Raw genomic sequence first — 24,365 nt, 5'->3', positions numbered from 1 at the left:
GGAGCGGATAGGTTTTGGCTTTTTTACAACTAGGCTTTTTCCGCTTGCCAGCGCTCCATTTCCTCCCGAATAAAATAATTCACCAAATCCGAATACAATTTTTCAATCACATCCGGATTTAGACCCTGCTCCTGCGCCCATTCACGACGCCGCAACAGCATTGCCTTGAAACGTTCAGGCGCACGGACTGCTGTTTCAGAAGTTTTAAACTTGGCAGCAGCTTGCACATATTGATAACGCTTGCCGATAAGTTGAATGATCGTACTGTCCAATAGGTCAATTTCATCGCGAATATCAGCCATACTGATGCATTGCTCTGGTGATATTTTGTTAATCGCTTCCATTCCACTCTCCGCTGATAATTAATAATTTAAGATTCGTAAATCATTACGATGCAATATAACAAAAAACCGCGCGCAATTGCTTGCGCGCGGTTGAAGTTTCTCTAGAGCTATTTTTGTATTAGTAAACTTCAAAATCCCACAAGGAAATACCGTAACCAGTTGCGCGGGTTACGCTGAGGATACGCACGTAACGGCCACTGGTAGACAACAGGTGATCATCAAATCCACCGTTGCTATTGGTTTCGGCTTTTACAGTAGTCCAGGTAGTTGCATCATTGGAGACCTGGATATTATAAGCCTTAGCGTAAGCTCCTTCCCACTTCAAGGTTACACCGTTAACGCTCATGATGCTGCCCAGATCCACATAGATCCATTGACCGTCACTGAACTGACTACTCCAACGGGTGTTGGTGTTGCCATCCACTGCAAAATTGGCAGCGGTGCCCGCACCTTCACTGGTGGATGCAACAGCAAGTTTGTTTAACGCTTTATTGCCCACAATTGCCGGAGTGCCCTGTACAACAAATTCATACAATGAATAACCGTAACCTGTGCCGCGCTCTATGCCAAACATACGTACATAGCGACCGGTGCCCGCAATGTTTAATGTTTCTACACCGCCGTTGCCGTTAGTTGTGCCGTAGATTTTTGTCCAGGTAATCGCATCGGCAGAAGTTTGGATTTCATAACTTTTACCGTAAGCGCCTTCCCAACTTAAAACTACTTTGTTGATGTCGTAGCTCGCACCCAGGTCAACGTAAACCCACTCAGCGTTATTCCACGCACTGCCCCAACGAGTATTGGCGTTGCCATCCAATGCATTTACGACTGGCAAACCGTCTTGCGTGGTGGATGCAACAGCAGGACGATTCAACGCGAGATTCGCTGATGAACTAGCGACTGAGCTTGCTATCGAACTCGCAATAGAACTTTTGCTTGAACTTGCTACAGAGCTGGGCACAGAACTGCTGGATGAACTCTTCGAGGAACTTTTTGATGAAGAGACCACCGCAACACTTGAACTCCCAAGACTTGAACTAGAGGCAACAGGATTATTATTCACCTGGAAATCAAACAGTGAATAACCATAACCTGTACCGCGCGCGGTACCGTACATACGCACATAGCGGCCAGTGCCATTTACGGCGAGCGTTTCTTTACCGCCAACACCGCTAGTGGTTTCATAAATAGTTGTCCAGCTCATGCCATTGGTAGAGGTTTGGATTGCATAGTTTTTGCCATAAGCAGCTTCCCATTGCAGAACAACTTGATTGAAACTGTAGACAGCTCCCAAGTCCACCATAATCCAGGTTGGATCAACTGCTGCACTTGCCCAACGAGTTGTTGTGCTTGCATCTACTGCATTGTTTGCAGCCCATGCCTCGCCTTCTGTTGTTGATGCAACTGCAGGGCGATTTAATGCCAAATTGCCTACTGGATTCACAGCCATACTGCTTGCACTTGATGCAGTGGATTTTGAAGATGATGGCGCAATTGATGAAGACGGTGCTATCGACGAGGTTGTTGCAACACTGCTCGAACTTCTTACTGATGAAGATAAAAGTGCAATACTGCTTGAACTTCTTGACGATGAACTACCTACGCTTGAGCTTCCAGTACCGGCGATAGAAAATTTCATCCAGTTCAGGTTAATCGCCTGATTAAATACCAAACGCAATTTATGCGCGCCAGCAGTCAATGCTAATTGCGCATTAACGTTGCTCCAGTTTTGCAAACCACCGGTTGAGGGCACATTGATTGTTGCACGTTGTACACCATCCACTAACACATTAATAGTGCCCGCGGCTTCGCTCGCCACACGCAAATTCATATCGTAAGTATTAGCAGCGCCGTTTACGTTGTACTCCACCCACGCACCTACACCCACATCACTTAAGTTAAGGAAACCGGAAACGTCTTTGGTTTCTTGTACACGCAGGCCAGTACGGGTTGCATAATTTTCGGCTTGTACCAATTTTGGCAGTGTGTGTTTACTTGCATCGCCATGCAGCGGCATGTTCACATAAATATTACCGAGTTCCGACAAAACACCGGATTGGCGATAGTCGAACAAACCATTGAATGGATGGCCATTGCGACGACCGGTGAACCATGCGTAACGCTGCATATCCGGATTGTTTTCAAATGAATCTACCACTTGGATCAGCATGCTTTTTTGATCGTCCAGAGTCTTCACGGTTTCCCATGCCGAGAATTCCGTCATCCAGATTGGCTTGCCGTATTTTTTGAATTCATTCACGTACCACTCAATGCCATTGACATCGGGCATATAAGCGTGGATAGACAGTGCATCCACTTTACAGGTTGGGCAGAGCTCAAAGAAATCGTCAAAATAATCGAAGGGGCTGTAGTAGGTCGTGCCGTTTTCAGTCACGCAATTACCGCAGTAATTCATCGCCACGCTGACAATTTTCAAACCAAACTCATTGGCGATTGCTTCCAGACGCGGCCACTGTGCAACAGCTTGTGATGGCGTCATGTTCGCTTGGTCAATAAAGTTAGGTTCGTTAAACGCGAGGATATATTTCACATCCGGATGTGATGCGATATACGCGCGCAGTTCTGCATCATTGAAATTGCCGTTCCACGCCATAGGTACAAACTCTACGCCGTATTGCTGATAGACATTTTGAATCGACAGATCCGGTTTGATACTCCAGTTGTACCACCAGCTAATGCCTTTGGACATTACAGCCATATCATCAACAGAATGGGCACCGTAACCCAGGCCGCGTTTTTTACTTTTTGCATTGTTGAAATCTTTATCAACAAACACGACTGTTTTTGCAATAGCGTTGAGTTCGTCATCGCTCACGGTGAGTGAAACGTGATACGAACCTTCGTTGACGTAAGTGTGATTTACCGTTGCACCGGTAGCGGTAGTGCCATCACCAAAATTCCAGGTGTAGGTCAGCGCATCGCCATTTACATCGACTGACTTGGTACCGTCGAATGTAATGATCGCTGGGGCAATCCCGCCCATGATGGAGGTTTTAATCGCCGCAGAAGGCGCACGATTAACGACAGTGCCATCGGTACCTGGATCTTTTGCCGCTTGGCCACCAGAGAGATAAACATCATCGATGCTGATACCTGCGGTTTCGCCGGTGCCAAGCACTTGCAACAATTGGCGCACATCAAATAAATCCAGATCTTTTGCAATTTCGCTCATCGGGATAACGATGTCATGCCATTGGCCATCGCGTACAAAACCGTAGGGATCATTACCCGCTTTGAAATTAATCCACTTCTGGCCAATGTTATTGAGCGGGCCGCTTTTGAAACCGATTTGGAAATCGCCAGTGTGCGAAGTCTTCATGGAGAAATGCAATTTTGCATCGGCATTTTCAAACGCCGTCAGGTTAAAACCATCGCGCGCCGTCAAGCCCATACCATACCAACCTTTACCGGTTGATTTTAAATGCAGCGCCGAATTGCCTTCTTTATTGGTGCCGGTTTCCAGCGTGAGTGTTTCATCCCACAGGAATAAATCACCGCTCACACCAAATGCAAACTCACCGGCATTTTTGTGTGCGGGCGTTTCAGTATAAATACCAAAGCTGCCAAATTCCGGCGCTTGCAACGCAATACTTTCAGTTAAATAAATATTGTCGAACGCAATTTCCATAGGTGCAGCGGGGCCTGGGCCAAACACACTGAACAGGGTTTTCATGGTTTCAAAATCGAGGTTGCCGAATTTGCTTAACGGAATAGCAACGTGATGCCATTCGCCATCGCGCACGAGGCCGTATTGATCGCCACCGTCATTGAAATCAACTTTTCCATCACCACCGGAGGTACTGGCGAGACCAATACTGAAACTGCTGGTGGAATTGGTTTTGATATCCAAATGCAGGTAGCCGTGTTTGTAGTTGCGCAGGTTTTGGTCTTTGTGCACCAAGCCCATGCCCCACCAATTACCGGGCGCAATCGAATAAGCCAAAGCGCCACTACCTTCAGAAGACGTAGTCGCAATGCTGGTCATGTTATTCCATACATACAAACTGGTGCGATCGCCCCAATTCAATTCGTTCAATACCGGAGTCGTTTCGGTGCTGATACCAAAATTACCGCTTGGTAATTCGGCATTGGCAACCTGCACTTGCGTGCTTGGGTTGGCGTAGAGGCGCACGTAATCCACATACATTTTGCCGGGGAAAGGTGCGGTGATCATTGCCGGATCAGTAATCTCAACAAAATTCCAACCGCCGACAGCGAGGTTCAAAATGATTGACGCGGGATTATCGCGGAATTCCGACATGTTCGGGTCGGTGATATCCATGTTGAAGTAAGGATTGCTATCCACGCTGATGGTGATATTGGTCGGTGTCCAGTCAAGTTTATAGGTGTGGTAATCCTCATAAAAATTGGTGGGCAACTGGGTAGATACCGCGTGATCTGCCTGCAACCAATCGCTCCAGGTTCCAGTTTCATGCCACCAGTGCAGGGCTGCCGAGACTGATTTGTTGCCGGTACCATCGGCCAATGCCGATTTGTAACCTGCTTCGAGGATGTCCCACTCGCCGGATTTAGGCCAACCGTCCAAACCGAAGTTGGTGCCCAGCATCCAGAAGGCTGGCCAGAGGCCGTTGTCTACGCGGGGCAATTTAATACGCGCTTCAAGGGTGCCGTATTTGAATGACATACGGCCATTGGTATGCAAACGCGCCGAGGTGAATTGTTTACCCTCATAGGCTTCGCGTTTGGCTTCGATGACGAGTTTGCCATCTTCTATATAGGCATTTTCACTGCGGGCGGTGTAGTACTGCAGTTCGCCATTGCCGTTACCGTCGCCGCCAACTTTGTAGGACCAAATGGTATTGTCGATTCGCGTCCCGTTGAATTCGTCCGACCAGATAGGTGTGGTTTGCGCAAAAGCGGGGGCAGTCATGGTGAGACCAACACCCAGCGCCAAAGCGCCTTGGGTAATGTACCGCAAGCGAGTTTTCATGGTGTTACCTGCATCGTTATGGTTATTGATTTACGTTCTGTGGTCACAACTAACTATTGTTATTAGTCGATTACTGGTTCTCTCGTCTTATTCCCGCTGGCGCGGTGGCCGATTAAGACAGAGTTAGTTTCCACAGAAATAACGAAGCATGCGTTCGCTTGGTAACACTGATAAAAATATTTTGGTTTGGCTGGTGTGCGCTATCCGAACGTTGCGAACAAGCGCACACCAAGGCTTTCCGCTTATTCCGGAATCCGTCCCACTTTAAGTTTTGGTTGGATTATTCATAATCGTTCGCTGGATTTGCCTGCATCCGCAACTCCAGCGCTATATCAATCAATTGTGTAATTAATTGCCAGCCCATAGCTGCGTGGAGGGTTGTACAGCCCCCGGGGCACTCCGAGAAAGGACACTGAGCGCTGCCGGAGATTTGTTTCATCGGTGATGTTTTTCATCCACAGTGAAATATCCCAGTGTGAATCGATGTTCAGACCCACACGGGCATTGGCAGAAAAGTATTTGGGGATGGCATTGTCCTGCGTGTTATTTGGATTGGAAAAATAATCGCCGGTATAGCCGTAATCGATATGACCGTAGACCTCTGCTTGCCGAAACAGCGGCCGGCTGTAGTCGATGGCAACAAAATAGGTATGCTCAGGGGCGTAAGGAAGATGGTTGTTATCGTAATTCACCCCTAGCCCGCCGCCGTTTTTAAACTCGTCGAAACGCGCCTGGGTAAACGCAGTATTGAAGCTGACACTCAGGCTGTCAGTGACTAATGCGGTGATATCCAGCTCAACACCTTGGGTGGTGACTTTTCCGGCATTCGTCAATGACAATACTGCACCAGCTGACTGTGTGGGAACGAATTGGAATACCTGGAAATCGTCAAATTTAGTGATAAAACCTGCGAAGTTGGCAGTAACGCGTTTGTCCAAAAACGCCGACTTAGCGCCCAACTCATAATTAATGGCGTACTCAGGCTCAAATTGGAAATGCTCCAAGGTGGTTATGAAGTCGGCATTCCATCCCCCACTCTTGTAACCGCGCCCAACACTGGTATAAAACAATACATCCGGCGTTACCTGCAGATTAATACCGAATTTGGGCAGCGGCTCGTCAAAAGTCTTTTGATCGCGCAGATGATCAACATCGATAAATGAACCTATGTTATCCACAGTGGAGTAATCAATATTTTTGGTTTCATGCACATAGCGCAGGCCGCCCGTCAGGCTCCAGCGGGAATCGAGCTGATAATTGCCATGCATAAATAAGGATGTGGATTGTACTTCAGCCGAGGCGGGTGTCTGTATTGATGCGTTTGGCGCTGGGCGAAACAGGGCGCCGGTGATGGCACTACGCTGGGTTGAAATATCCTGCTCTAAAAAATAGGCGCCAATAACGTAATCGAACTTTTCACCTTTGGGTGATGCCAATCGTAATTCCTGGCTGACCTGATCGCTCTTTTCATCAAAAATACTGACGGCAACATCAAAGGGGGAATAATCCTCTTCGCTTAGTTCGGTAAATTCATTGGAGCGAATGCCGCTAATTGATGTCCAGCGAAAAGCGCCGGGAGTTTCGTAACTCGCTTCTACAGTAGCGCCTTTTAATTCCCGCTGCTCAAACTCATCGGCATTGTGCGCAACGACAAAGGGCTCAGGAGCCAGAGTAAAGCCGTTGAATCCACCATTGGCGAGTGCTTCAGCATTAGTGGATTTATCATCATCCTTTAAATAATCAAAGCCAATATCCAACAGTAGATTTTCAACACCCACATAGCGGAACTTCAGTTTTGCTACATCTCTATTAACGCCTTGAAGATCACGTTGGAGCGCAATGTTATCTATGTAACCATCTTGCTGGGTGGTACCAACCAACAAGCTGGCAAATAATTCGGCTGTGAGCGGTAGATTAATTTTTCCGGTCAGCGACTGTAAATTGTAGTTGCCGATATTAGTGAGCAACCCTGCGCTAAAATGATCCTCCGGTTTTTGCGTAACAATATTAATGGCTCCCGCTAAGGCATTGGTGCCAGCTAAAGTGCCTTGCGGGCCGCGCAACACTTCAAGGTGCGCAACATCCAACAAACTTTGGTCAAAACTGGATGAACGCCCGGTCAATACACCATCGATATAAACAGCGACGCGAGCATTGGTGCCTATATTCCGCGAGTAATCGCCCACACCGCGGATCGCTATCTCACCGCGGGTATTCCTATCACCGCGCCCGAAATTGATATTGGGAATCGCTGATTCCATGTCGGTTAATGAGCTGGCGCCTACCTTATCGATAAATTTTTTGTCATAGGCACCAATGGCAACAGGAATGGACTGAACACTTTCGTCGCGCATTTGCGCAGTGACAATCACCTCTTCCAGCGCAGGGCTTTTGGCATTTTGCGACCAAGCGAACGAGCCATAAGTAGCGCCGACAACCAAGCTCGTCAAACAAAAAAAATGGGGGGGCTGTATTTTTTTACTCATTATTCCCATGAATAACCGGCTCTTTGAAAGGGATTAGTAAATAGTCGTTATCACGCATGGCGGGCGTAAGCTCGCAATACATTTTGCAGTCCCTTCATTGTCAGCGGTTTTTCGAGAAAATCCGTAAAACCTCTGGCAAGTAATCCTGATTGATTAGCCCCCAATGGCAGGCTAGTCAATCCAATAATAATCGTTTCATTGCTGATACATGCCCGCAGCGCCATGGTTGCCTGCTCACCATTCATCTTGGGCATATGTAAATCCATCAAGATCAAGTCGTAATGCTTTTGCTCGCACTTACGAATGGCCTCCAAACCATTTTCGGCAAAATCCACCTGATAATGCGGCGATAACAAACTTCCCCCTATGTCACGGTGAACCACTTCATCATCGACAAGCAGAATTGTTTTTATGGATACCGTTCTTAAGGCCGCACTTGTTGACGCATCCATACTTCCGTTATGGATATTGGCAGTCGCGTTATCCCCAAGCGGGCAGGCGCTAAAATTATTCGCTTGGTGCAGGACAGATTCCGACAGTAGGTTTATTTTCTTTTGTACCACATCCAGATTCGACACCATGATCTCTGGTGCACTCAGCAGCGCCTCAATCACTTTTTTATCTCCAGGTAATAAATGCTGAAGATCCGGCGATTCAGCCAGTGACTTAATTAATTGCGGTAAATAGGATGCCAATAACCCAGCTTTCATTTTGGCGACTAATAATGGAGTCGCTATGTCATGAAATAGCGTTTCAGCACTGTCCGACTCATAGTGGTTTTTGGATTTATCTGTCATCACTCGCTGACCCTGGGTTCACTAAAAGCTACTTCCTTAAATTATTTTCTCCATTGTTATAAACCAAACAACAAAAATTCAAGCTTTATTGTCACATCAATACACGGCTGGCAAGTAAGTCAACGCAAAGGGACACGCCAAACGGTTTACGAATGCCAACCCAATCGCACCATTCAATCACTTAGCTATGAAGTTTTAAAGTGTTGTTTTAGGTCGCATAAATTTTGAGCATAATGGAGTTTGACGCCAAGTCCAAGTCGGACATGTCGTCAATACACCTATTTGGCGCATAAAACATCATAACTGATTTTTTTCAGCGTTCTTACTGTCGTAATCAAATGTGAACTTAAACGAGAGGTATCCGATGTTAACTACTGCTATTCAAACCCAACAAACTCAACAAATCCAACAAATCCAACAAATCCAACACAATGATTATTATAGCGTCATAGCGAAAGGTCCGATGCTAGATAGGGTGTATTCAATGCGCTATAGAAGCTATAGTGCTGAAGGGTACATAGCGGAAAACTCTTCGCAAAAATTTATTGATGAGTATGACAACAAACCAAACAGCACTTGTTTTCTTTTGTATCATCAAAATAAGGCAGTAGGATCTATGCGTACTTGTGTATTTGATAGCCACGATCGATTGAGCGTTCCAGTTATGGAAGTATTCGACGAGGAGATCAGAAGTAATATTGGTTACGATAGTACATTTGTAGAGGTCAATAAATTTGTTATCGACCCATCATTTCAAAGGAAAGGTGGAGTAGAAGCGCGAATGCTGCTTGTTGGAACGGTTGTAGAGGAAGCGATTCGTAGAGGTTCATCAAGTATTGTAATCGCAGTAAGGCCAGCACACGTGCGGTTTTATAAAATGTTGGGTTGCAACCAGATATCAGAGGCAAAATCGTATCCACACTTAACCTTTAAAACTGTGCTTATGGCATGTACAGACATTCAATGGTCAAGAAATTTCATCAGAAGCAAAGTCGATGTAGTAGAGAAATGCGATGATCCAGTACTTAATTACGGCAGTTATTGATATCGTCGTCGGGATTCTTGCCTTTTCCAAAAAAGGCAATCCCGCTGCTAAAGCTCTTGCGCTCACTGTATTTAGTTTAGGAGCTTGGTCGCTAGAGCTTTACTTACTGACAGTGGTAAAGAATGTTGATGTTTTGAACATTCTTTTCCACATTACTCGCTGGGGTATGTTTTTTATTCCATCGACATTTGCGTTCTTAACGTGGAGATTGATAGGCAGCCGCTCTCATAACTTTAAAAACTTAGTTGTTATCCCAAGCTTTATCGCGAGCGGGCTACTCTCTTTGGTTAACACATTCATCCTCCCTTCTACATTAAGAGAGGTTGATGGGGTTTTTTTGCCAAATACAGATATCATTTTCTATTTGTTTTTGCTTACCTTTGTTTGGTGCTTCGTAGGATCCATAGGAATAGTATTTGCCTCCTATAATTCATCATCAAACCGGGAAAAACAGCGCTTAAAATGGTTATTTATAACACTTTGCGTTAGTTTTATTGGCGGTGTTCTGGGCATTTCATCGATGCCAAGTGAATTCTATCTGTCAAGATTTTTAGGATCAATTACCAACATTGTTTTTGTTGTTTTATTATTTTACTCGACAATTCAACATAACCTCATGGACTTCAGATTGGCCTTGAGTGTGGGCTTATCGAAAGCTATCTTACTGGGTTTTTTCATCTGGCTATATTTCGTAGTGACATCTGTAGTTGGCGACCATACCGAATCCGTTGGTGGGGTATTGATTCTATTGCTTTTTGTCGCGCTAATTCTCGAAGCCTATCCAAGATTATTGAAATGGATTTTACCGAACGCCAAGAAAATTCTTGCAAAACACGGCTATGAATTCGATCAGGTGAGAGCCGATACGGAAAGCGCGCTCAGAAACTCCATAAGCTTCTCCATGATGTTTGAGGTGCTAGATTATCTGTTTGTAAAAATTCTCAAATTAAACAACTATAAAATCCTGATGGTGAATCAACAGAGAGAGCAAATAGGTAATGATGCAAACACCCGATCAACCAGCCTCCCGTTTGATTTAATCGACGAAGACAACTCTTTAGTCAATTATTGCACGCGACAACACCAAGTACTCTTGGCAGACGAAATGCCGGAAACTATTCGGAATGAAATGGAAAAGCATCTTTCCGGCCTGTGTTTTCCAGTTTTTTCAGAAAACGAGATATTAGCGATTGTACTGGTCGGAGAGCCCACCCAGTTTTCCTACTATCGCTACGACGATATGAAAATATTCGAATGGTTACAAACCGAATTAGAGCAAGTACTTAATCGCCTTATTAGGCTGAACAGCATGCATGATCAATTAGGTGAAGCTAAGAAAACACTGTCCATGCTCAGCCTGATGAACCACTATCATCACGATATAAAGGCACCTTTTGCCATTATCGACGGAATATTGTCCAACGATATCTATGACCGCGACAAACAGCGGGATATTGTGCTGGCACAAGTGGAGCGCGGTTCAAAACTTATTGCCACCATGGCCAGTATTTTGGGTGGTCACCACAAACGACGTATCCAATCCTGTGCTCTGGAGTCACTGGTGCAGGACTGCCTCTATCTTTTTGAAAAGTCGTTTGACAAGGTTGAATATGAGCTGGGCGGCATCCCCGATATCAAAGGCGATGCGGAAGACCTTAAGATCCTCTTTATCAATTTAATTAAAAATGCCGCTGAGGCGCGTCGCGATAATGAAGACTTAACCATTAAAATAAAGTCTTGGGTTGAAAATGGCAATGCATACTTTTGCATTTCAGACAATGGCACCGGCATGACGGAAAAGCAGTTAGCCAGCTTATGGGAACCGGGCTTTAGTGTAAAAAAATTCGGTAATGGTATTGGTATGCAGGCCATTAAACGCATAGTCGATGAACACAATGCGCGCATAGCGGTTAAAAGCGAGGTAGCGAAAGGCTCAGAATTTACACTGTGTTTTTTTGCATCCCAAATAGTCCATGAAAACGAGGACGAGGGCAAAACCAAAGATGAATTGGCAGAAAGACGGGCAGCGAATCAACTAGAAAAGCGAAATATCCAATGATTCAGGTGTTAATTGACAACACATTCTATAGATCAAGTACTAAGCTAAACTAGGCGCCACAGCAAGTGTGGCGCCATCTACCCCCTTCATTTTGGTTACCCTCTCTGCGCTAAATTGGCTTACAATATCTAACACATGCTTGAGACGGCATAGTGCGCAGATGAGCCATAAGGCCTTTACACATACTCGGGATTCCTAGCGTGAAATCAAAAATTCCTCTTTGTTTTTATCCGACACAAATTGTATTTGTCGATGATAACCCTGACTTTTTAGATGCGCTATCAGTGGCATTTTCCAAACAGTTTAATGTGCAGACATTTGACAATACGGATGCTGCCCTGCGATATATCAATGAATATCAACGTGAAGCCGAGCTTGTAGCGAATGATGAAAAACCGAAACTCCAAGGTGACTCAGATGCTTGGGTAAAGCGAGTGCTTACACATCAAAATGTAAAACGCTTTGATGAGCTGAGAATCAAAGAAGTGTCCGTATTGGTAGTTGACTACTCCATGCCTAGCATGAATGGCATTGAATTTTGTGAAAAAATTAATAATTTATCTATTAAGAAAATCCTGCTGACAGGTTATGCAACGCCAGCCGATGCGGTAAGAGCCTTCAATAACAACACCATTCATTATTATCTTAAAAAGAATGATGCCAATATGCTCCAAGATCTGGAGACAGCAATCAACCAATTACAACATGCTTATTTCAATGAGCTGTCAAGCACCCTGAAGGCAGAGGCCATCGATAGTGGCACACCTTTTTTCGCAGACCCACAGCTAGCGCGTTACTTTCAACAAGCCTGCGAATCATTGGGCGTGACTGAGTATTACTATCTAACCAACCCTTCACGTTTCGCATTGCGCACACGAGAGGGCAGTAATTTTTCTTGCGTTATTTACACCGAGGAGGATATTGCGGAACACTTACAAATATTGCAGGAAGAAAGTGCACCTAAAACCCTTTATAGCGCAATAGAATCACACAAATTCGTGCCCTTGTTTCAAACTGCAGATGGCTTTTATGAACCTGGAATGAAAGATGCCTCAGCTAGCATTTACCCTGCCGTACATATATCAGGAGCGGTAAATTACTACTGCGCAATAATCGAAGATGCCGGCGCTAAAGAAGTTCCAGCAATCAAATTACCTACGGGCGTACTGCACTAATAACATGCAGAGATCCCTCTCTGACTGATTTCCCATCGGCTCAGGAAAATTCCCTGAATAGCTTGCGGAATGTACTTGGAGACAAACCTGTCCAACGCTTGAATGCATTGGTAAAGCTAGTACGATCAGAAAAATCCAGCGCGCGCGAAACAAGATCAACACTGAGATTGTCATCAATTAAATATTTTATGGCGTAATGAAACCGAAGGTCATCGCGCAATTGGGCAAAGTTGGTGTTTTGGCTTTGTAAGCGACGCTGCAGTGTACGCTTGGTCAAGTTGAGATCAGAAGCAATCTGCTCTATCGATAGATCAGTGTGACCTACACGTAAATGTAACGCGTTGAGAACACGGGCGGGCACTCCATCGCAGTGGGGGATTCGTGCAAGCGACAAGTACTCTTCGTACGTACGAGTGTATGGCTGAATGAATTCTCCATCATTCACGTTATTACTATTATTGTAGTTGCGTTGTAGCTGAATCATTTAAGCCGCTCCTTACGCCATTAGGCACATGTAGAAATGAGAGGGAATCCTTGCAGCGAGCGCAAAAAATCATTTCCGGCCGCGCACGCTGCTCTTGTACCGATCATAGCATAATCATTTTGCACTAGTCTGCACCCACTTGCTATGTTCGGGACAACTGCCAAATACGATACAGATTCCATCCGGCCATAAACATTAACCACATCCCCACCCAGAAAACCCCAGCACTAAATATATGGTTAGCTAGTTCCAGTATTTCTACCGGTTCAACTGACGGATTATCGGTATGGACCAGAATCTGCTCAAAGCGACTTACTTTGAGCAGGATAACAGCCGCACCCAAGTTAATTAATGCCTCCATCACCAACTTGGGGATCGTCCAATACTGATAAACCATATTCCACAATCCAAAGAGCAAGGACACAATCATTACACCCGATAACAATGGAATCCATTCCCTGACCGGATCGGCAAACATCACAGCCAAACGTGACACATGCTCCAACGGCATCCAGAAACTGTAGTTGAGCAACAATAGAAAGAACAAATCGCTCGCGAAATCCACCCCCTGCTCAGCACTGCTGATGCGCTGCCAAGACCGGCTCACGGGTGGCAACTTTTCTGGCGACCAACATTGATAAGGGTTAAACAAAGGTTTACCACCGGGAGGATTGCTGAACACATAAAAAAGACCCGTAATGACCGCAAAGGTAATTAATCCCTTCATCACCAAGCCATGAAACAAATCAATAAAATCCATACTCCCCGAATTGAGAAAGCTTATTGCAAACTGGATCAACCCCAGGATAAATACCAGAATCACACCGTAGTGCAGCGACTGCTTATATAAAGGAAATAAGTCGGCCGATACCAATTGCTGCGGCGGCAGAAAACTGGCTGCCACCTGCTGTGGATGCCCCAAGGCGACCAACACTGCGGCAACCTCTCCTGCCGTGGGTTCACGCTCCTGCTGCTCGCGAATAGACTCTAGGCTATCCAGAATATTAGCGCGTAGTTCGCGGGTAATTTCATCGCGACGACGCTCCGGCAACGCTTGCGCAACTGCATGCATGTAACGATCAATTGTTTCCATTTTCCACCTCCAAGATCTTGCCCACATGTTTATTCAATTGCTGCCATTCGGCTCCAAGGCTTTCCAACAGCACAACACCTTCAGAAGACAATTGGTAATAGCGGCGTTCGCGCCCTTCCCCTTGCTGCCATTCGCTACTCAATAGCCCCTGATCGGCAAGCCGTCGAACCAGCGGATATAGCGTGCCCTCATCTATATCGATACCCGCTTCTTGTAACTGCTTGCGCAATGAGTAACCGTAGTGGGGTTGACGCAGCGAACCAAGCACTGCCAACACCAAAATTCCCCGGCGCAACTCTTGCCGCAGCTTCTCCAAATGCTCTTCTGACATACAACCTCACCATTACTGTGCCACACACAGTAAATACTATGCGGCACACAGTACCTAATTGCAAGCAAGGATAGTGAATATTTTTTAAGCAGCGAGAGGCTAAGGAGTTTAATGCGAACTATTAGTGGATAAAAATGGCACCAAAATCGTCGAAAAAGCTTACACATCAAAAAAATAGATAACTACATCACACTTTATAAATGATTGATGTGCCTATATATTTTTTATAAGGCATAAAAATTGCCTGTTAGATTTATCGTTTATAAACATTTGAGCGACAAAACACTCACTCCAAGGATTTTTCATGAATACATTGATCAAACTGGCCGGCGCAGGCGCATTTGCTCTGGCAGCTGCAGCTGCACAATCAGCACCTATTGTTAGCTTGTCTGCCCTCGGCGAGACGACTACTTCAGTCGCTGGTGCAACTACTATCGACTTTAACAGCGGTTGCGGTTACGCAACTTGTAGCGGCGACTTTCAAATCGTCCTCGGTTCAGCTAGCGGACTCTATGCGCAACCAGCTGGCACCAATACCGAATACCTAACTGTACCCAATCCGATATCAAGCGGCTCAGCTACCTTTACCCTTGATGCAGAGTCCGATTATTTTGGCCTTTACTGGGGTTCAATCGACGCTTACAACAGCATCAGCTTCTATCTTGATGACAGCTTGATCTCTACTTACAGTGGTTCTGACTTGGTAGGTCAATTTGCTAATGGTAACCAAGTGAACTTCAGCTCCAACCGTTACATTAATTTTGATTTCGGCAACGCGAAATTTGATACCGTTAAATTGACAAGCACCAGCTTCGCGTTTGAAAGCGACAACCATGCTTTCCGCAATTTGGCAACCGTGCCGGAACCATCTACCCTCTTGTTAGTATTGGGCGGCTTGTTGAGCCTGGCCGGCGTACGTCTGCGCAAGGCGCAATAAGTAGTCAAGCTAGTCACATACTCCACTTTTTCCAGAGTGTGTGATTAGTCTCCTCATACCGATCTACACCTGCTGTATTTTCATCGCCACTTCAGCAAATACACTCATTCGCAGTAGGTTTCCCGCTGTAATCTCTTACTGTGCGGTCCATCGCATGAAGTAATGGGTATTGCTGCAAGCATGACAACACCCGCACAAACTCTTTTTTTCATACAAATTCTCTAAAAAAAATGCCGCGCAACAAATAAAAAATTGTTGCGCGGCTTTTTACAAACAACTCATTCTTCAACAACAGTATTATTTAAATGCATCCCACACCGCGGTGGCCTTTCCGTTGTTATCCATCGCACCCAAGGTATAACCTTTCCAACCCGGGCGCGCTTCTGGCTCCCAGTAAAAAATGGCAATACCTTTACTACCACTCACCTGCCCGACTTTGGTAATCATATCGGCCACAATAGTTTTAGCTTGTGCATGATCCCAAGGCACTCCGATCTCAGCAATCATGACCGGAACACCGTAGCGGGACACCATATCATTGAGATTAGTTAAGCAAGCAGTGTTGGCCGCCTGCCAGGTATAACCCGTCGCGTTGGTGGGATAGGAAGATGCGGCAATTACATCAAACTTTCCGCCGTTAGCCTTAAGCCCATCAAAAATCCAGCGGAAATTGGCGTTGTCATGACAGTTGGCTAAATGCACAACCACTTTGGTGCTAGCAAATACACTTTTTGCCGCGTTGTAACCCGTTGCCGTAAGCCATGCATAATTTTTCATATTGACGGAAGCTTTACCGTCATCCCACAACATACCGTTGTTCGTTTCATTACCTACTTGCACCCAATCCACTGTGACGCCCGCATCTTTCACTGCTTGCAACGTATGAATGGTTGAGTTCCAGACCGCATCCATCAGTTGCTGGAATGTATAATTTTTCCAAACTGCCGGCTTGGTTTGCTTACCAGGGTCAGCCCAGCTATCACTGTAGTGGAAATCAATCATTACTTTCATTCCAGCAGCTTTGGCGCGTTTCGCTTTGGCGACTACGTCTTGCGTACTGCTGTACCAACCATCGGCAGGGTTAACCCATACCCGCAAGCGGACTGCGGTCATACCCTGCTCTTTCATAATCGCCAAAATATCTTTTTTCACACCACTGCGGTTGTAAAAACTAATGCCATTGGCCTCAATTTCCGACATCCAACTCACATCGGCCCCTTTTATAGGTGCGGCAACGCTTGCATATGAGGAAAGAATAAAAGCAGCCGCCATAGAAGCGGTTAGAACACACTTGATAAGTCTCATATTATTCACCGTTATTGTTATTTAGTTCTCTCATCCATCCACTAAGCCAGATAGACATTAATAAGGCCATTTCAGCCTCATTACATATTTATACGATAAATAAGAATTTAAAACAAGACTTCAGGAAAAGGCATTGTGGCGACTGGCGGCAACTAAAGGAGTATTTCTGGCTGTGAGGTTGAGCGGGAGCCTGAATTGGGAGGATTGTCGGCTGAACGATAGGTAAACACCATCGAAAACTTGGGGTTTTCAGTGGTGTTGCGGCCAGCAGCGTGAAAGAGATTGCTGTGAAATAGGAGTAAATCACCCTGTTGCAGCGGCACTGCAAGCGCCTGCTGCAACAAGTGCCTGTTCTTTACCAAGTCGGCTTTGAGAAATTGTTTTTCATCCAGCTGATCTGCATCAATTTCCAGGCGATGCGAGCCGGGAATGACCCACAGGCAACCATTTTCGGCCTGTTCGTTCCCCAAGGCCAACCAGGCCGATATTAGATCAGCGCGCGCAAAATGCCAGTAGCGGCTATCGCGATGCCATCCTGTCATACTGGAAAATGCTGGCTGTTTGGTCATGATGCAATTGTGATGCGCCTGGGATAAAAAAACAGTTGACCCCAACAACTCCTGCAAAATTTCTTTAAGCGAATCACCCGTTGCCCAGTCACGCAACATAGGTGCGCGCGCCGACGCCATCAACAATCGCCGTGCGGTTCCACCGCCCACCGCAGTTCGAGAAGCGGGAGCACCGGGGTACTGGACATCAGCCTCATATTCAATTGGCATTTTATGCTGTTGTAATTCATTGCGCGCAAAAGCCACTACCGCATCGCAAAATTGTGCAGTGGAAAATCCAGGCAATACCAGATAGCCGTTATTTCTGAACTCAAGAATTTGTGCAGGGGTCAACATCAGCAAAACTCAATTGGATGAAATCATCAGGGCGCGAATTAAACAACGAACAAGCCCGAGGGAAAAGCAGTTTTTACTCCCCAAACCCAAATGGGCTGTATAGGATAGCTTTCTTTGATTTTATTCAGATACCCGAACCATGTTGCAACCAATCAAACGTGAAACTCAAGCAATTGGCATTCTCGGCATAGCACTGTTGATCGTAGCCGCTATTGGCATCCATCAATTCACACACCTTAACGCAGGGCAGTGGTATTTGTTTGCGATGGCCTTGTGGATGTTTGTCGGGTGGCAATTATGGAGACGGCTCGATTTAAACCGCGTCAGCGCACAAGATGCCTTATATCCAACACTGGGCTTGGCCAATCACTTAAGTATATTGCGCGGTGGACTGATTGCATTGACCGGTGGCTTTTTGTTTCAGCCGCAAGCGACAGGATTAATGGCCTGGATTCCCGGTGTGCTCTATTGCATCGCCGCCATTCTCGACCGCATGGATGGCTATGTCGCGCGGCGTAGCAAACACACCAGTTTATTGGGCAACGAGCTGGATACCGTATACGACGCATTGGGATTATTAGTCGCGCCACTACTTGCTGTGGGTTATGGCAAACTTCACTGGAGTTTTTTATTGGTGAGCGCAGCCTATTATGTTTTTGTATGGGGATTGTATTGGCGGCGCATGCATCATTTACCGGTTTATCCACTAATGCCCAGCATGTTGCGCCGCACGCTGGCGGGCTTCCAAATGGGTTTTGTCGCCTTTATTTTATTGCCCTGTTTCCATGCCCCGCTGACTATGATTATCGGCATTGCGTTTATGCTGCCAATCCTGCTCGGGTTTATCGTGGATTGGTTAATTGTGAGCGGCAGGATTCCGGCTACTGCTACCACACAACAGGCATTCAATCACCTCGTACTATTTAGCCATAATATTTTTCAGCCGCTGTTGCGCGCATCAGTGCTCATCGCGACAGTGCTGTTTATATTTAACGGCAATTCTCTTTCATCTATATGGGCATCGGGTTTGCTGATCATTGCCGGTGCAACATTAGTGGGGCTGGTTGGTCGCGTATGCGCACTCGCGCTGTTAGTACTGATTACACTCTTGCACGGCGACAAACAAATCGATGGCATCATCACGGTGATTATTTTTAGCAGCGTTTGGTTAATGTTATTGGGCACTGGCCGCTTCAGCTTGTGGCAGTGGGATGACCGCTGGGTTAACCGCCGCGATGGCGAGGAGCAATCCTGATGCAGCGCGCCAAATTATTTACACTACTCGTGTGGTTAGTCGCTTTGAGTTTGGGTGCATGGACGCTAGCACAACTACCACTTGCAGAAATCTCCAACAGCATTAGTTCACTTAGCACAATGCAATGGATTTGTTGGCTAGGGTTGAATGGGATGATTATTCTAGTGCTCGGCCTGCGCTGGCAAATACTAAATATCGCGCTAAGCGCACCGATAAGATTGCTAAAGCTTTTAGCAATTCGCCAAGCGGGGCAAGCGGTGAGCTTTATTACGCCTGGCCCACAATTTGGTGGCGAACCACTACAAGTCTATTGGTTATATAAATACGGCCTGCCGCTGCGCAAATCACTTTTGTCACTGGGTATGGATCGCTTTTTTGAGTTGTGGATTAATTTTTCAGTGCTGCTATTGGCAGTGCTGCTACTGCTTGCCGGTATTGGCGACAATAGCGGTAACAACAATACCGCTAGCCCAATCGGCGATTGGCAAACTGCGCTGGTGCCACTACTGATTTTTTTAGGCCTGATGTTTTCGCTTGCATGGATTCTAATAAAACAACCGCAATGGATAAATAATCGTCTTGAGCGTATAGCCGCACGCTGGCAACACAATCATCGCCTGAGCAACATTAACCAGCATTGGCAGTCACTGGGTGATGATTTACGCATTGCGCTGCGCACACAAAAACCGCGTTTTCTGCTGGTAATTTTGTTGTCGCTACTCGGCTGGGCAGGACTATTAGGCGAGCTACATTTGATATTGCATTTCGTGGGAATTGATGCGGACCTAAACAGTTTTCTTATTATTTTGGTGGCAATGCGGATGGCGCTCTTACTACCCATGCCCGGTGGAGTGGGCACCTTGGAAGCATCTGTGTTATGGTCATTTCACACACTGAACTTACCCGCCAGCGCCGCATTGGGTTTAATTGCGTTGATGCGTGTACGTGATGCGATCGTATTGATAATTGGACTTGCCTGTTTGCGCGCCAGCAACTCATCCACCAACGCGCAAACCAAAGCGATAGCAGAAAGTTAAAATTGTTTGCGATACGCCGCCCAGCAAGTAGCGTTTTCCCACAATTTAATATTGAGCGAGCCAGCACCGGGCGGATGAATCAGCGCGATAATTTTTTCATTTATAATACGGCTAAAATGCTCAATGCTGGGGTTCAATCCGGCAAACTCTTCTTTATCGTTTAGCAGGCTATCACGAAAATAACCGACCACTTTATCCAGCGCTGCCTCTATTTCTACGATATCAACCAAGTAGCCATGCTTGTCCAATTGGTCGCTTTCAATACTGACTTCGGCCACATAGTGATGTGCGTGCGGAAAATTTTCACTGCCCCAATCGCCGCCGATCAGAAAATGGTTGGCGATAAAATCGCGGGTCACTGCAACGGTATACATAACAATTCCTGCCTGCTTACAAAAAATAAAATTGAAGGAAAATTAAGCGTTTGAATAAGAAAATATGGCTTGAAGTATCTCTGCCGGCGATTGATGAAGACGTTGATAAAGTGCTGGCGCATCACTGAGTGGGACGCGATGGGTGATTAATTGACTGGGGCGCAGATTGCGCAACATGTGCCAGCTCATTTCAAAACGGCGGGTTTTATCCCAGCGGCCACTTAATTCCGGCGCAAGACTGCTGACCTGGCTTGTAGTAATTTTTAACCGGTTGCGATGCGCATCACCACCTAATGCAATTGTCGCAGCTTTATTGCCATACCAGCTGCCGATAACGATCCGGCTGGAAAATCCGCTGAGTGCAATGGCAAGGTTTAATGCATCAGGCGCGCCGCTTACTTCATAAATAAGATCAGCACCTTTAACATTTTCCGCAGCAGTTAATTGTTGTTTAAGCGCGCTGATATCTGCCGTTGAAAATGGGTCAAACACCTTGTTTACACCGAGTTGCAGGGCACGTTCACGACGCAACGGAATCGCATCAACGCAAAGCAAGTCTGCCAAAGGAAATTGTGTTAGTAAATGCGTGGCTAACAAACCCACAACCCCCTGTCCCAATACCACAACACGTTCACCTAACGCAGGGCTGCCGTCTTGAATCAAATTTACCGCGGTTTCCATATTGGGCAAAAATACGGCATCTTCCGCTGCGATATCGGCAGGAACAGGGATAAGGTTTGCAGGTGTGGCGATGAAATGACTGGAGTGGGGTTGAAACGCAAATACGCGCTGACCAAGCCATTTGGTATCGACATTAGTACCAATGGTTTTCACAATTCCGACGCTGGCGTAGCCGTATTGCAGTGGATATTGCTGTTGATCTTGCAACGCGGTGATAGTCGCATCAAGCGCCATATCATTGGGGATTTGCCCGCGATACACCAACATTTCTGTTCCAGCACTGATCGCCGAGCACTCCACCTCAACCAGTAACTCATCTGCACGAGGTGCAGCAAAAATGTGCCCTCGCACTTCAACCTGTTCAACACCGGTAAACCAAAGTTGTTGCGCATGCACTGAGTGTTGTTTGATAAGCGTATTCGTCATGCTGCGTAATCACCATAATCCAAATTACCCCACACGATCAGATCATCACCCAACCGCTCGGAGAAAAACGGTTTTAGTTTGGGTAATGCGCAGCGCGATGCTTTACCCAAATCATTCACGGCCTTATAACCGCCGACAAATTGGGGGCTGATGGTGAGCACTAATGCATCTACCAGGCGCGCCTTTAAAAATGCGCTGATAACACTTGCACCACCTTCCACCATCAAACTTTTAATACCGCGGTGCACCAATAATTTCAACGCGCGCTGCAAACATACTTGACCATCCGCATTGCCTTCCAGCGCGGTAATTTCCAAACCTTCAATCACCGTGCCCTGATCATCAACGGTGGTTAACACCCAGCAGCGTTTATCGGGTAGGCAGCACAATCGCGCTTTTGCAGGAATACGCAGTTGGCTATCCAACACGATCGGCTGTGGATTGTGACCAATCCAATGACGCACGGTGAGCTGAGGATCATCACTCAATACAGTGCCTATGCCGACTAAAATGCCGTCATGCATGCTACGCAATTGATGGGTTAATCGCAGTGATTCCTCTCCGCTCAATGCAAGCGGCTCATCGCAGCGCAACGCAATACTGCCATCGAGGCTCTGCGCATAACTAAGGGTAACAAAGGGCCGGTCGAGCGAACGAAAAGCGTTTTTATTATCGGACAGCCAGTCTTCAATTCGTTGGTTGAGGTTCATGCAAATCACTGTGATGGGATGAAACAAACGGCTTGCTAAACAAAAGATGATCCATACGTTTGGCCTTGGTGATCATATACCCCTGATTTTCAGCGTTAACTGCAATCTCCAGCGGGACACGCGCAACCACCTTGATGCCTTCGGCCTGCAAGGCGTTGATCTTGGCAGGATTATTGGTCATCAAGCGAACTGATTGCACACCCAAATCGTCGAGAATGCAAGCTGCTAGCGAGTAGCTTCGCTCGTCAGCACCATGACCCAACATCAGGTTGGCGTCAACTGTATCGTAACCCTGGTCTTGTAAATTGTACGCCAGCAACTTTTGCTCAAGGCCAATACCGCGCCCTTCCTGACGCAGGTAAATCACCACACCCAATCCTTCGCTTGCAACCAACGCCAATGCGCGATCCAATTGCTCACCGCAGTCACAGCGCAATGAACCCAGCACATCACCGGTAAAACATTCTGAATGGACGCGAGCCAACACAGCCTCTGCCTGGGCCAGATCCCCCATATAAAAAGCCAGATGCTCTTTATTGTCCAAGGTATTGGTGTAGTAACACAATTGGAAATCCCCGTAACGAGTGGGAATTCGAGCGGCTGCAGTGCGAGTAACAGATGGTTTTGACATACACAACATCTTCAATGTGAAAGGTAATATCTATACGCAGGCCGCGATCTTACGGCTCAGTATCGCAATAGGCAAGGCAAGTTCCCGATTAGTATTGATCTGCGCACAACACTGCTTTTTATGCTCATAATTCAACAGGCAAGTGTTTATTTTTGCTGATAAATGGCCAAATCCAGACAGTTAATTTACTGGCAATACACCCGGCACTGGTAGAGAATTGTGCGGCTTTGCTTAACTAAAAAAATTCAACGAGCGTTGCGGTAATGGCTGAACTTTTTTTTGCAATCCCTGGCGATATCAACACCTTGACCGGTGGTTATTCCTATGACAGACGATTGATCGCAGAGTTGCGCGTACTGGGTCACAAGATTGAACATCTCCACTTATCCAATCGCTTCCCGGTACCCGATGCAGAAGCGCTCGCCGATGCTGCCGCGCAATTTGCTGCCCTGCCCGACCAAGCCATAGTGATTGCTGATGGCCTTGCCTTCGGGGTCATGGACACTATTGCTACACAACATGCAGCACGTTTGAATATTATTGCACTCTGCCATCACCCACTGATGCTGGAAGCAGGTTTATCGACTGCGCAAATGCAGCAACTTTTTTTAGCAGAGCAACGCGCGCTTAATGCGGCAAAAGCGGTGATAGTCACCAGCCATATGACCGGTAAAATTCTCATCGAACAATTTGCGATTCCCGCCACAAAAATTGTTGTTGCACTGCCAGGCACTGACCCACAAACATTTGCGCCCTGCAATGGCAATCCGCCGGTACTGTTAACTCTGGCAACACTGACCCGCCGCAAAGCACACGATCTCTTGATCGATGCACTCGCCAGAACTAAACATCTCAATTGGCGTGCGCGTTTTATCGGCGGAATGGATTTTGATCCTGCATGGGTTGCACTGTTAAAAAATAAAGTGGCCACTTACGGGTTGAAAGAGCGCATCCTGTTTGTCGGCAATGTGGCCGATTCAGCCAGCGAATATGCCAATGCCGATCTGTTTGTGCTGCCATCATTATTTGAAGGCTATGGGATGGCGTTTGCGGAAGCGCTGAGCTTTGGTTTACCCATTGTGGCCGCGCGCACCGGTGCAGTACCTGCGGTTGTGCCCGATAGCGCCGGTATTTTAGTTGCACCAGATGATTTGATTGCGCTCACAGATGCGCTGCATAAATTATTGGCCGACACATCCTTGCGCAAACAATTCCAAACCGGCGCACAAGCTGCTGCACACCATCTCCCAAACTGGAAAGATACAGCGGCAGTAGTCGCACACCTGATTAATCAAACGAACAGAAAAAGTGAGTAACC

At 46.5% G+C, this 24,365-nt stretch carries 20 protein-coding genes; 7 read left to right on the top strand and 13 right to left on the bottom strand.

Annotated elements, in window-relative coordinates:
* Positions 1-29: 29 nt before the first annotated feature.
* The 4 genes from J2X05_RS11060 to J2X05_RS11045 all read right to left on the bottom strand — a co-directional run bounded on the left by J2X05_RS11060 (position 30) and on the right by J2X05_RS11045 (position 8,599).
* Positions 30-344, bottom strand: coding sequence for an isochorismate lyase (locus tag J2X05_RS11060; protein ID WP_310072395.1), 315 nt, complete (start codon positions 342-344; stop codon positions 30-32).
* A 118-nt stretch (positions 345-462) separates the two neighbouring features.
* Positions 463-5,316 carry a discoidin domain-containing protein gene (locus tag J2X05_RS11055; protein WP_310072393.1) on the bottom strand — a complete coding sequence of 1,618 codons (4,854 nt, stop codon included), beginning with the start codon at positions 5,314-5,316 and terminating at the stop codon, positions 463-465.
* Between the two features lie 332 nt (positions 5,317-5,648).
* The gene (locus J2X05_RS11050; protein WP_310072392.1) at positions 5,649-7,802 is read right to left on the bottom strand and encodes a TonB-dependent receptor; all 2,154 of its coding nucleotides are present in this window, start codon (positions 7,800-7,802) and stop codon (positions 5,649-5,651) included.
* A 50-nt stretch (positions 7,803-7,852) separates the two neighbouring features.
* The gene (locus tag J2X05_RS11045) at positions 7,853-8,599 is read right to left on the bottom strand and encodes a response regulator (RefSeq protein WP_310072538.1); all 747 of its coding nucleotides are present in this window, start codon (positions 8,597-8,599) and stop codon (positions 7,853-7,855) included.
* 364 nt (positions 8,600-8,963) lie between these two features.
* Between J2X05_RS11045 and J2X05_RS11040 the strand changes: the two genes are divergently transcribed.
* The 3 genes from J2X05_RS11040 (at position 8,964) to J2X05_RS11030 (ending at position 12,878) form a co-directional block, all read left to right on the top strand.
* A complete protein-coding gene (locus J2X05_RS11040) occupies positions 8,964-9,644 on the top strand; it encodes a GNAT family N-acetyltransferase (RefSeq protein ID WP_310072390.1) in 681 nt (226 codons plus the stop codon).
* Positions 9,613-11,703: an ATP-binding protein gene (locus J2X05_RS11035; protein ID WP_310072388.1), complete on the top strand. Its 2,091-nt coding sequence runs from the start codon at positions 9,613-9,615 to the stop codon at positions 11,701-11,703. Before J2X05_RS11040 ends, J2X05_RS11035 begins: the two co-directional genes overlap by 32 nt.
* A gap of 200 nt (positions 11,704-11,903) precedes the next feature.
* Entirely contained in the window at positions 11,904-12,878 is a 975-nt protein-coding gene (locus J2X05_RS11030) for a response regulator (protein WP_310072386.1), read from the top strand.
* Between the two features lie 40 nt (positions 12,879-12,918).
* Here the strand turns inward: J2X05_RS11030 and J2X05_RS11025 are convergent, their stop codons facing one another.
* The 3 genes from J2X05_RS11025 to J2X05_RS11015 form a co-directional block, all read right to left on the bottom strand.
* Positions 12,919-13,362 carry a helix-turn-helix domain-containing protein gene (locus tag J2X05_RS11025; protein ID WP_310072384.1) on the bottom strand — a complete coding sequence of 148 codons (444 nt, stop codon included), beginning with the start codon at positions 13,360-13,362 and terminating at the stop codon, positions 12,919-12,921.
* Between the two features lie 142 nt (positions 13,363-13,504).
* Positions 13,505-14,455: an HAAS signaling domain-containing protein gene (locus J2X05_RS11020; RefSeq protein WP_310072382.1), complete on the bottom strand. Its 951-nt coding sequence runs from the start codon at positions 14,453-14,455 to the stop codon at positions 13,505-13,507.
* Positions 14,442-14,786 carry a PadR family transcriptional regulator gene (locus J2X05_RS11015; RefSeq protein ID WP_310072381.1) on the bottom strand — a complete coding sequence of 115 codons (345 nt, stop codon included), beginning with the start codon at positions 14,784-14,786 and terminating at the stop codon, positions 14,442-14,444. Before J2X05_RS11015 ends, J2X05_RS11020 begins: the two co-directional genes overlap by 14 nt.
* A 304-nt stretch (positions 14,787-15,090) precedes the next feature.
* Here J2X05_RS11015 and J2X05_RS11010 point away from each other — a divergent pair, with 304 nt between their 5' ends.
* Positions 15,091-15,723 carry an Npun_F0296 family exosortase-dependent surface protein gene (locus J2X05_RS11010; protein ID WP_310072378.1) on the top strand — a complete coding sequence of 211 codons (633 nt, stop codon included), beginning with the start codon at positions 15,091-15,093 and terminating at the stop codon, positions 15,721-15,723.
* 297 nt (positions 15,724-16,020) lie between these two features.
* Here J2X05_RS11010 and J2X05_RS11005 read toward each other — a convergent pair whose 3' ends face one another.
* Both J2X05_RS11005 and J2X05_RS11000 read right to left on the bottom strand, forming a co-directional pair.
* Positions 16,021-17,028, bottom strand: coding sequence for a glycoside hydrolase family 53 protein (locus J2X05_RS11005; protein ID WP_310072376.1), 1,008 nt, complete (start codon positions 17,026-17,028; stop codon positions 16,021-16,023).
* Between the two features lie 152 nt (positions 17,029-17,180).
* Positions 17,181-17,933 (bottom strand): phytanoyl-CoA dioxygenase family protein, encoded by a 753-nt coding sequence (locus J2X05_RS11000; RefSeq protein WP_310072374.1) that lies wholly within the window; start codon positions 17,931-17,933, stop codon positions 17,181-17,183.
* Positions 17,934-18,072: 139 nt separating this feature from the next.
* Here J2X05_RS11000 and J2X05_RS10995 point away from each other — a divergent pair, with 139 nt between their 5' ends.
* The gene (locus J2X05_RS10995) at positions 18,073-19,188 is read left to right on the top strand and encodes a CDP-alcohol phosphatidyltransferase family protein (RefSeq protein WP_310072373.1); all 1,116 of its coding nucleotides are present in this window, start codon (positions 18,073-18,075) and stop codon (positions 19,186-19,188) included.
* A complete protein-coding gene (locus tag J2X05_RS10990; RefSeq protein ID WP_310072371.1) occupies positions 19,188-20,225 on the top strand; it encodes a lysylphosphatidylglycerol synthase transmembrane domain-containing protein in 1,038 nt (345 codons plus the stop codon). The genes J2X05_RS10995 and J2X05_RS10990 overlap by 1 nt, the downstream gene beginning before the upstream one ends.
* Here the strand turns inward: J2X05_RS10990 and J2X05_RS10985 are convergent.
* From J2X05_RS10985 to ribA, 4 genes are read right to left on the bottom strand one after another with little or no spacing between them, the layout of a single operon-like run.
* Positions 20,222-20,599 carry a 6-pyruvoyl trahydropterin synthase family protein gene (locus J2X05_RS10985; RefSeq protein WP_310072370.1) on the bottom strand — a complete coding sequence of 126 codons (378 nt, stop codon included), beginning with the start codon at positions 20,597-20,599 and terminating at the stop codon, positions 20,222-20,224. The genes J2X05_RS10990 and J2X05_RS10985 overlap by 4 nt on opposite strands.
* A 42-nt stretch (positions 20,600-20,641) precedes the next feature.
* The gene (locus J2X05_RS10980; RefSeq protein WP_310072369.1) at positions 20,642-21,706 is read right to left on the bottom strand and encodes a zinc-dependent alcohol dehydrogenase; all 1,065 of its coding nucleotides are present in this window, start codon (positions 21,704-21,706) and stop codon (positions 20,642-20,644) included.
* A complete protein-coding gene (locus J2X05_RS10975; protein WP_310072368.1) occupies positions 21,703-22,416 on the bottom strand; it encodes a RibD family protein in 714 nt (237 codons plus the stop codon). The genes J2X05_RS10980 and J2X05_RS10975 overlap by 4 nt, the downstream gene beginning before the upstream one ends.
* Positions 22,394-23,047 (bottom strand): GTP cyclohydrolase II, encoded by a 654-nt coding sequence (gene ribA / locus J2X05_RS10970; RefSeq protein ID WP_310072367.1) that lies wholly within the window; start codon positions 23,045-23,047, stop codon positions 22,394-22,396. Before ribA ends, J2X05_RS10975 begins: the two co-directional genes overlap by 23 nt.
* A 263-nt stretch (positions 23,048-23,310) precedes the next feature.
* Here ribA and J2X05_RS10965 point away from each other — a divergent pair, with 263 nt between their 5' ends.
* On the top strand, positions 23,311-24,363 hold the full coding sequence (locus J2X05_RS10965) for a glycosyltransferase family 4 protein (protein WP_310072365.1): 1,053 nt from the start codon (positions 23,311-23,313) through the stop codon (positions 24,361-24,363).
* Positions 24,364-24,365: the final 2 nt, after the last annotated feature.

It is taken from the genome of Cellvibrio fibrivorans (genome assembly GCF_031457055.1).
GTDB lineage: Bacteria > Pseudomonadota > Gammaproteobacteria > Pseudomonadales > Cellvibrionaceae > Cellvibrio > Cellvibrio fibrivorans.
Note: the sequence above shows the minus strand (reverse complement) of the source record. Positions and strands in the feature narration are given on the sequence as shown.

What these genes read in the sequence shown, in the direction of transcription:
- J2X05_RS11060 (WP_310072395.1), bottom strand. Translation starts at nt 344, where the DNA reads ATGGAAGCGATTAACAAAATATCACCAGAGCAATGCATCAGTATGGCT.
- J2X05_RS11055 (WP_310072393.1), bottom strand. Translation starts at nt 5,316, where the DNA reads ATGAAAACTCGCTTGCGGTACATTACCCAAGGCGCTTTGGCGCTGGGT.
- J2X05_RS11050 (WP_310072392.1), bottom strand. Translation starts at nt 7,802, where the DNA reads ATGAGTAAAAAAATACAGCCCCCCCATTTTTTTTGTTTGACGAGCTTG.
- J2X05_RS11045 (WP_310072538.1), bottom strand. Translation starts at nt 8,599, where the DNA reads ATGACAGATAAATCCAAAAACCACTATGAGTCGGACAGTGCTGAAACG.
- J2X05_RS11040 (WP_310072390.1), top strand. Translation starts at nt 8,964, where the DNA reads ATGTTAACTACTGCTATTCAAACCCAACAAACTCAACAAATCCAACAA.
- J2X05_RS11035 (WP_310072388.1), top strand. Translation starts at nt 9,613, where the DNA reads ATGATCCAGTACTTAATTACGGCAGTTATTGATATCGTCGTCGGGATT.
- J2X05_RS11025 (WP_310072384.1), bottom strand. Translation starts at nt 13,362, where the DNA reads ATGATTCAGCTACAACGCAACTACAATAATAGTAATAACGTGAATGAT.
- J2X05_RS11020 (WP_310072382.1), bottom strand. Translation starts at nt 14,455, where the DNA reads ATGGAAACAATTGATCGTTACATGCATGCAGTTGCGCAAGCGTTGCCG.
- J2X05_RS11015 (WP_310072381.1), bottom strand. Translation starts at nt 14,786, where the DNA reads ATGTCAGAAGAGCATTTGGAGAAGCTGCGGCAAGAGTTGCGCCGGGGA.
- J2X05_RS11010 (WP_310072378.1), top strand. Translation starts at nt 15,091, where the DNA reads ATGAATACATTGATCAAACTGGCCGGCGCAGGCGCATTTGCTCTGGCA.
- J2X05_RS11005 (WP_310072376.1), bottom strand. Translation starts at nt 17,028, where the DNA reads ATGAGACTTATCAAGTGTGTTCTAACCGCTTCTATGGCGGCTGCTTTT.
- J2X05_RS11000 (WP_310072374.1), bottom strand. Translation starts at nt 17,933, where the DNA reads ATGTTGACCCCTGCACAAATTCTTGAGTTCAGAAATAACGGCTATCTG.
- J2X05_RS10995 (WP_310072373.1), top strand. Translation starts at nt 18,073, where the DNA reads ATGTTGCAACCAATCAAACGTGAAACTCAAGCAATTGGCATTCTCGGC.
- J2X05_RS10990 (WP_310072371.1), top strand. Translation starts at nt 19,188, where the DNA reads ATGCAGCGCGCCAAATTATTTACACTACTCGTGTGGTTAGTCGCTTTG.
- J2X05_RS10985 (WP_310072370.1), bottom strand. Translation starts at nt 20,599, where the DNA reads ATGTATACCGTTGCAGTGACCCGCGATTTTATCGCCAACCATTTTCTG.
- J2X05_RS10980 (WP_310072369.1), bottom strand. Translation starts at nt 21,706, where the DNA reads ATGACGAATACGCTTATCAAACAACACTCAGTGCATGCGCAACAACTT.
- J2X05_RS10975 (WP_310072368.1), bottom strand. Translation starts at nt 22,416, where the DNA reads ATGAACCTCAACCAACGAATTGAAGACTGGCTGTCCGATAATAAAAAC.
- ribA (WP_310072367.1), bottom strand. Translation starts at nt 23,047, where the DNA reads ATGTCAAAACCATCTGTTACTCGCACTGCAGCCGCTCGAATTCCCACT.
- J2X05_RS10965 (WP_310072365.1), top strand. Translation starts at nt 23,311, where the DNA reads ATGGCTGAACTTTTTTTTGCAATCCCTGGCGATATCAACACCTTGACC.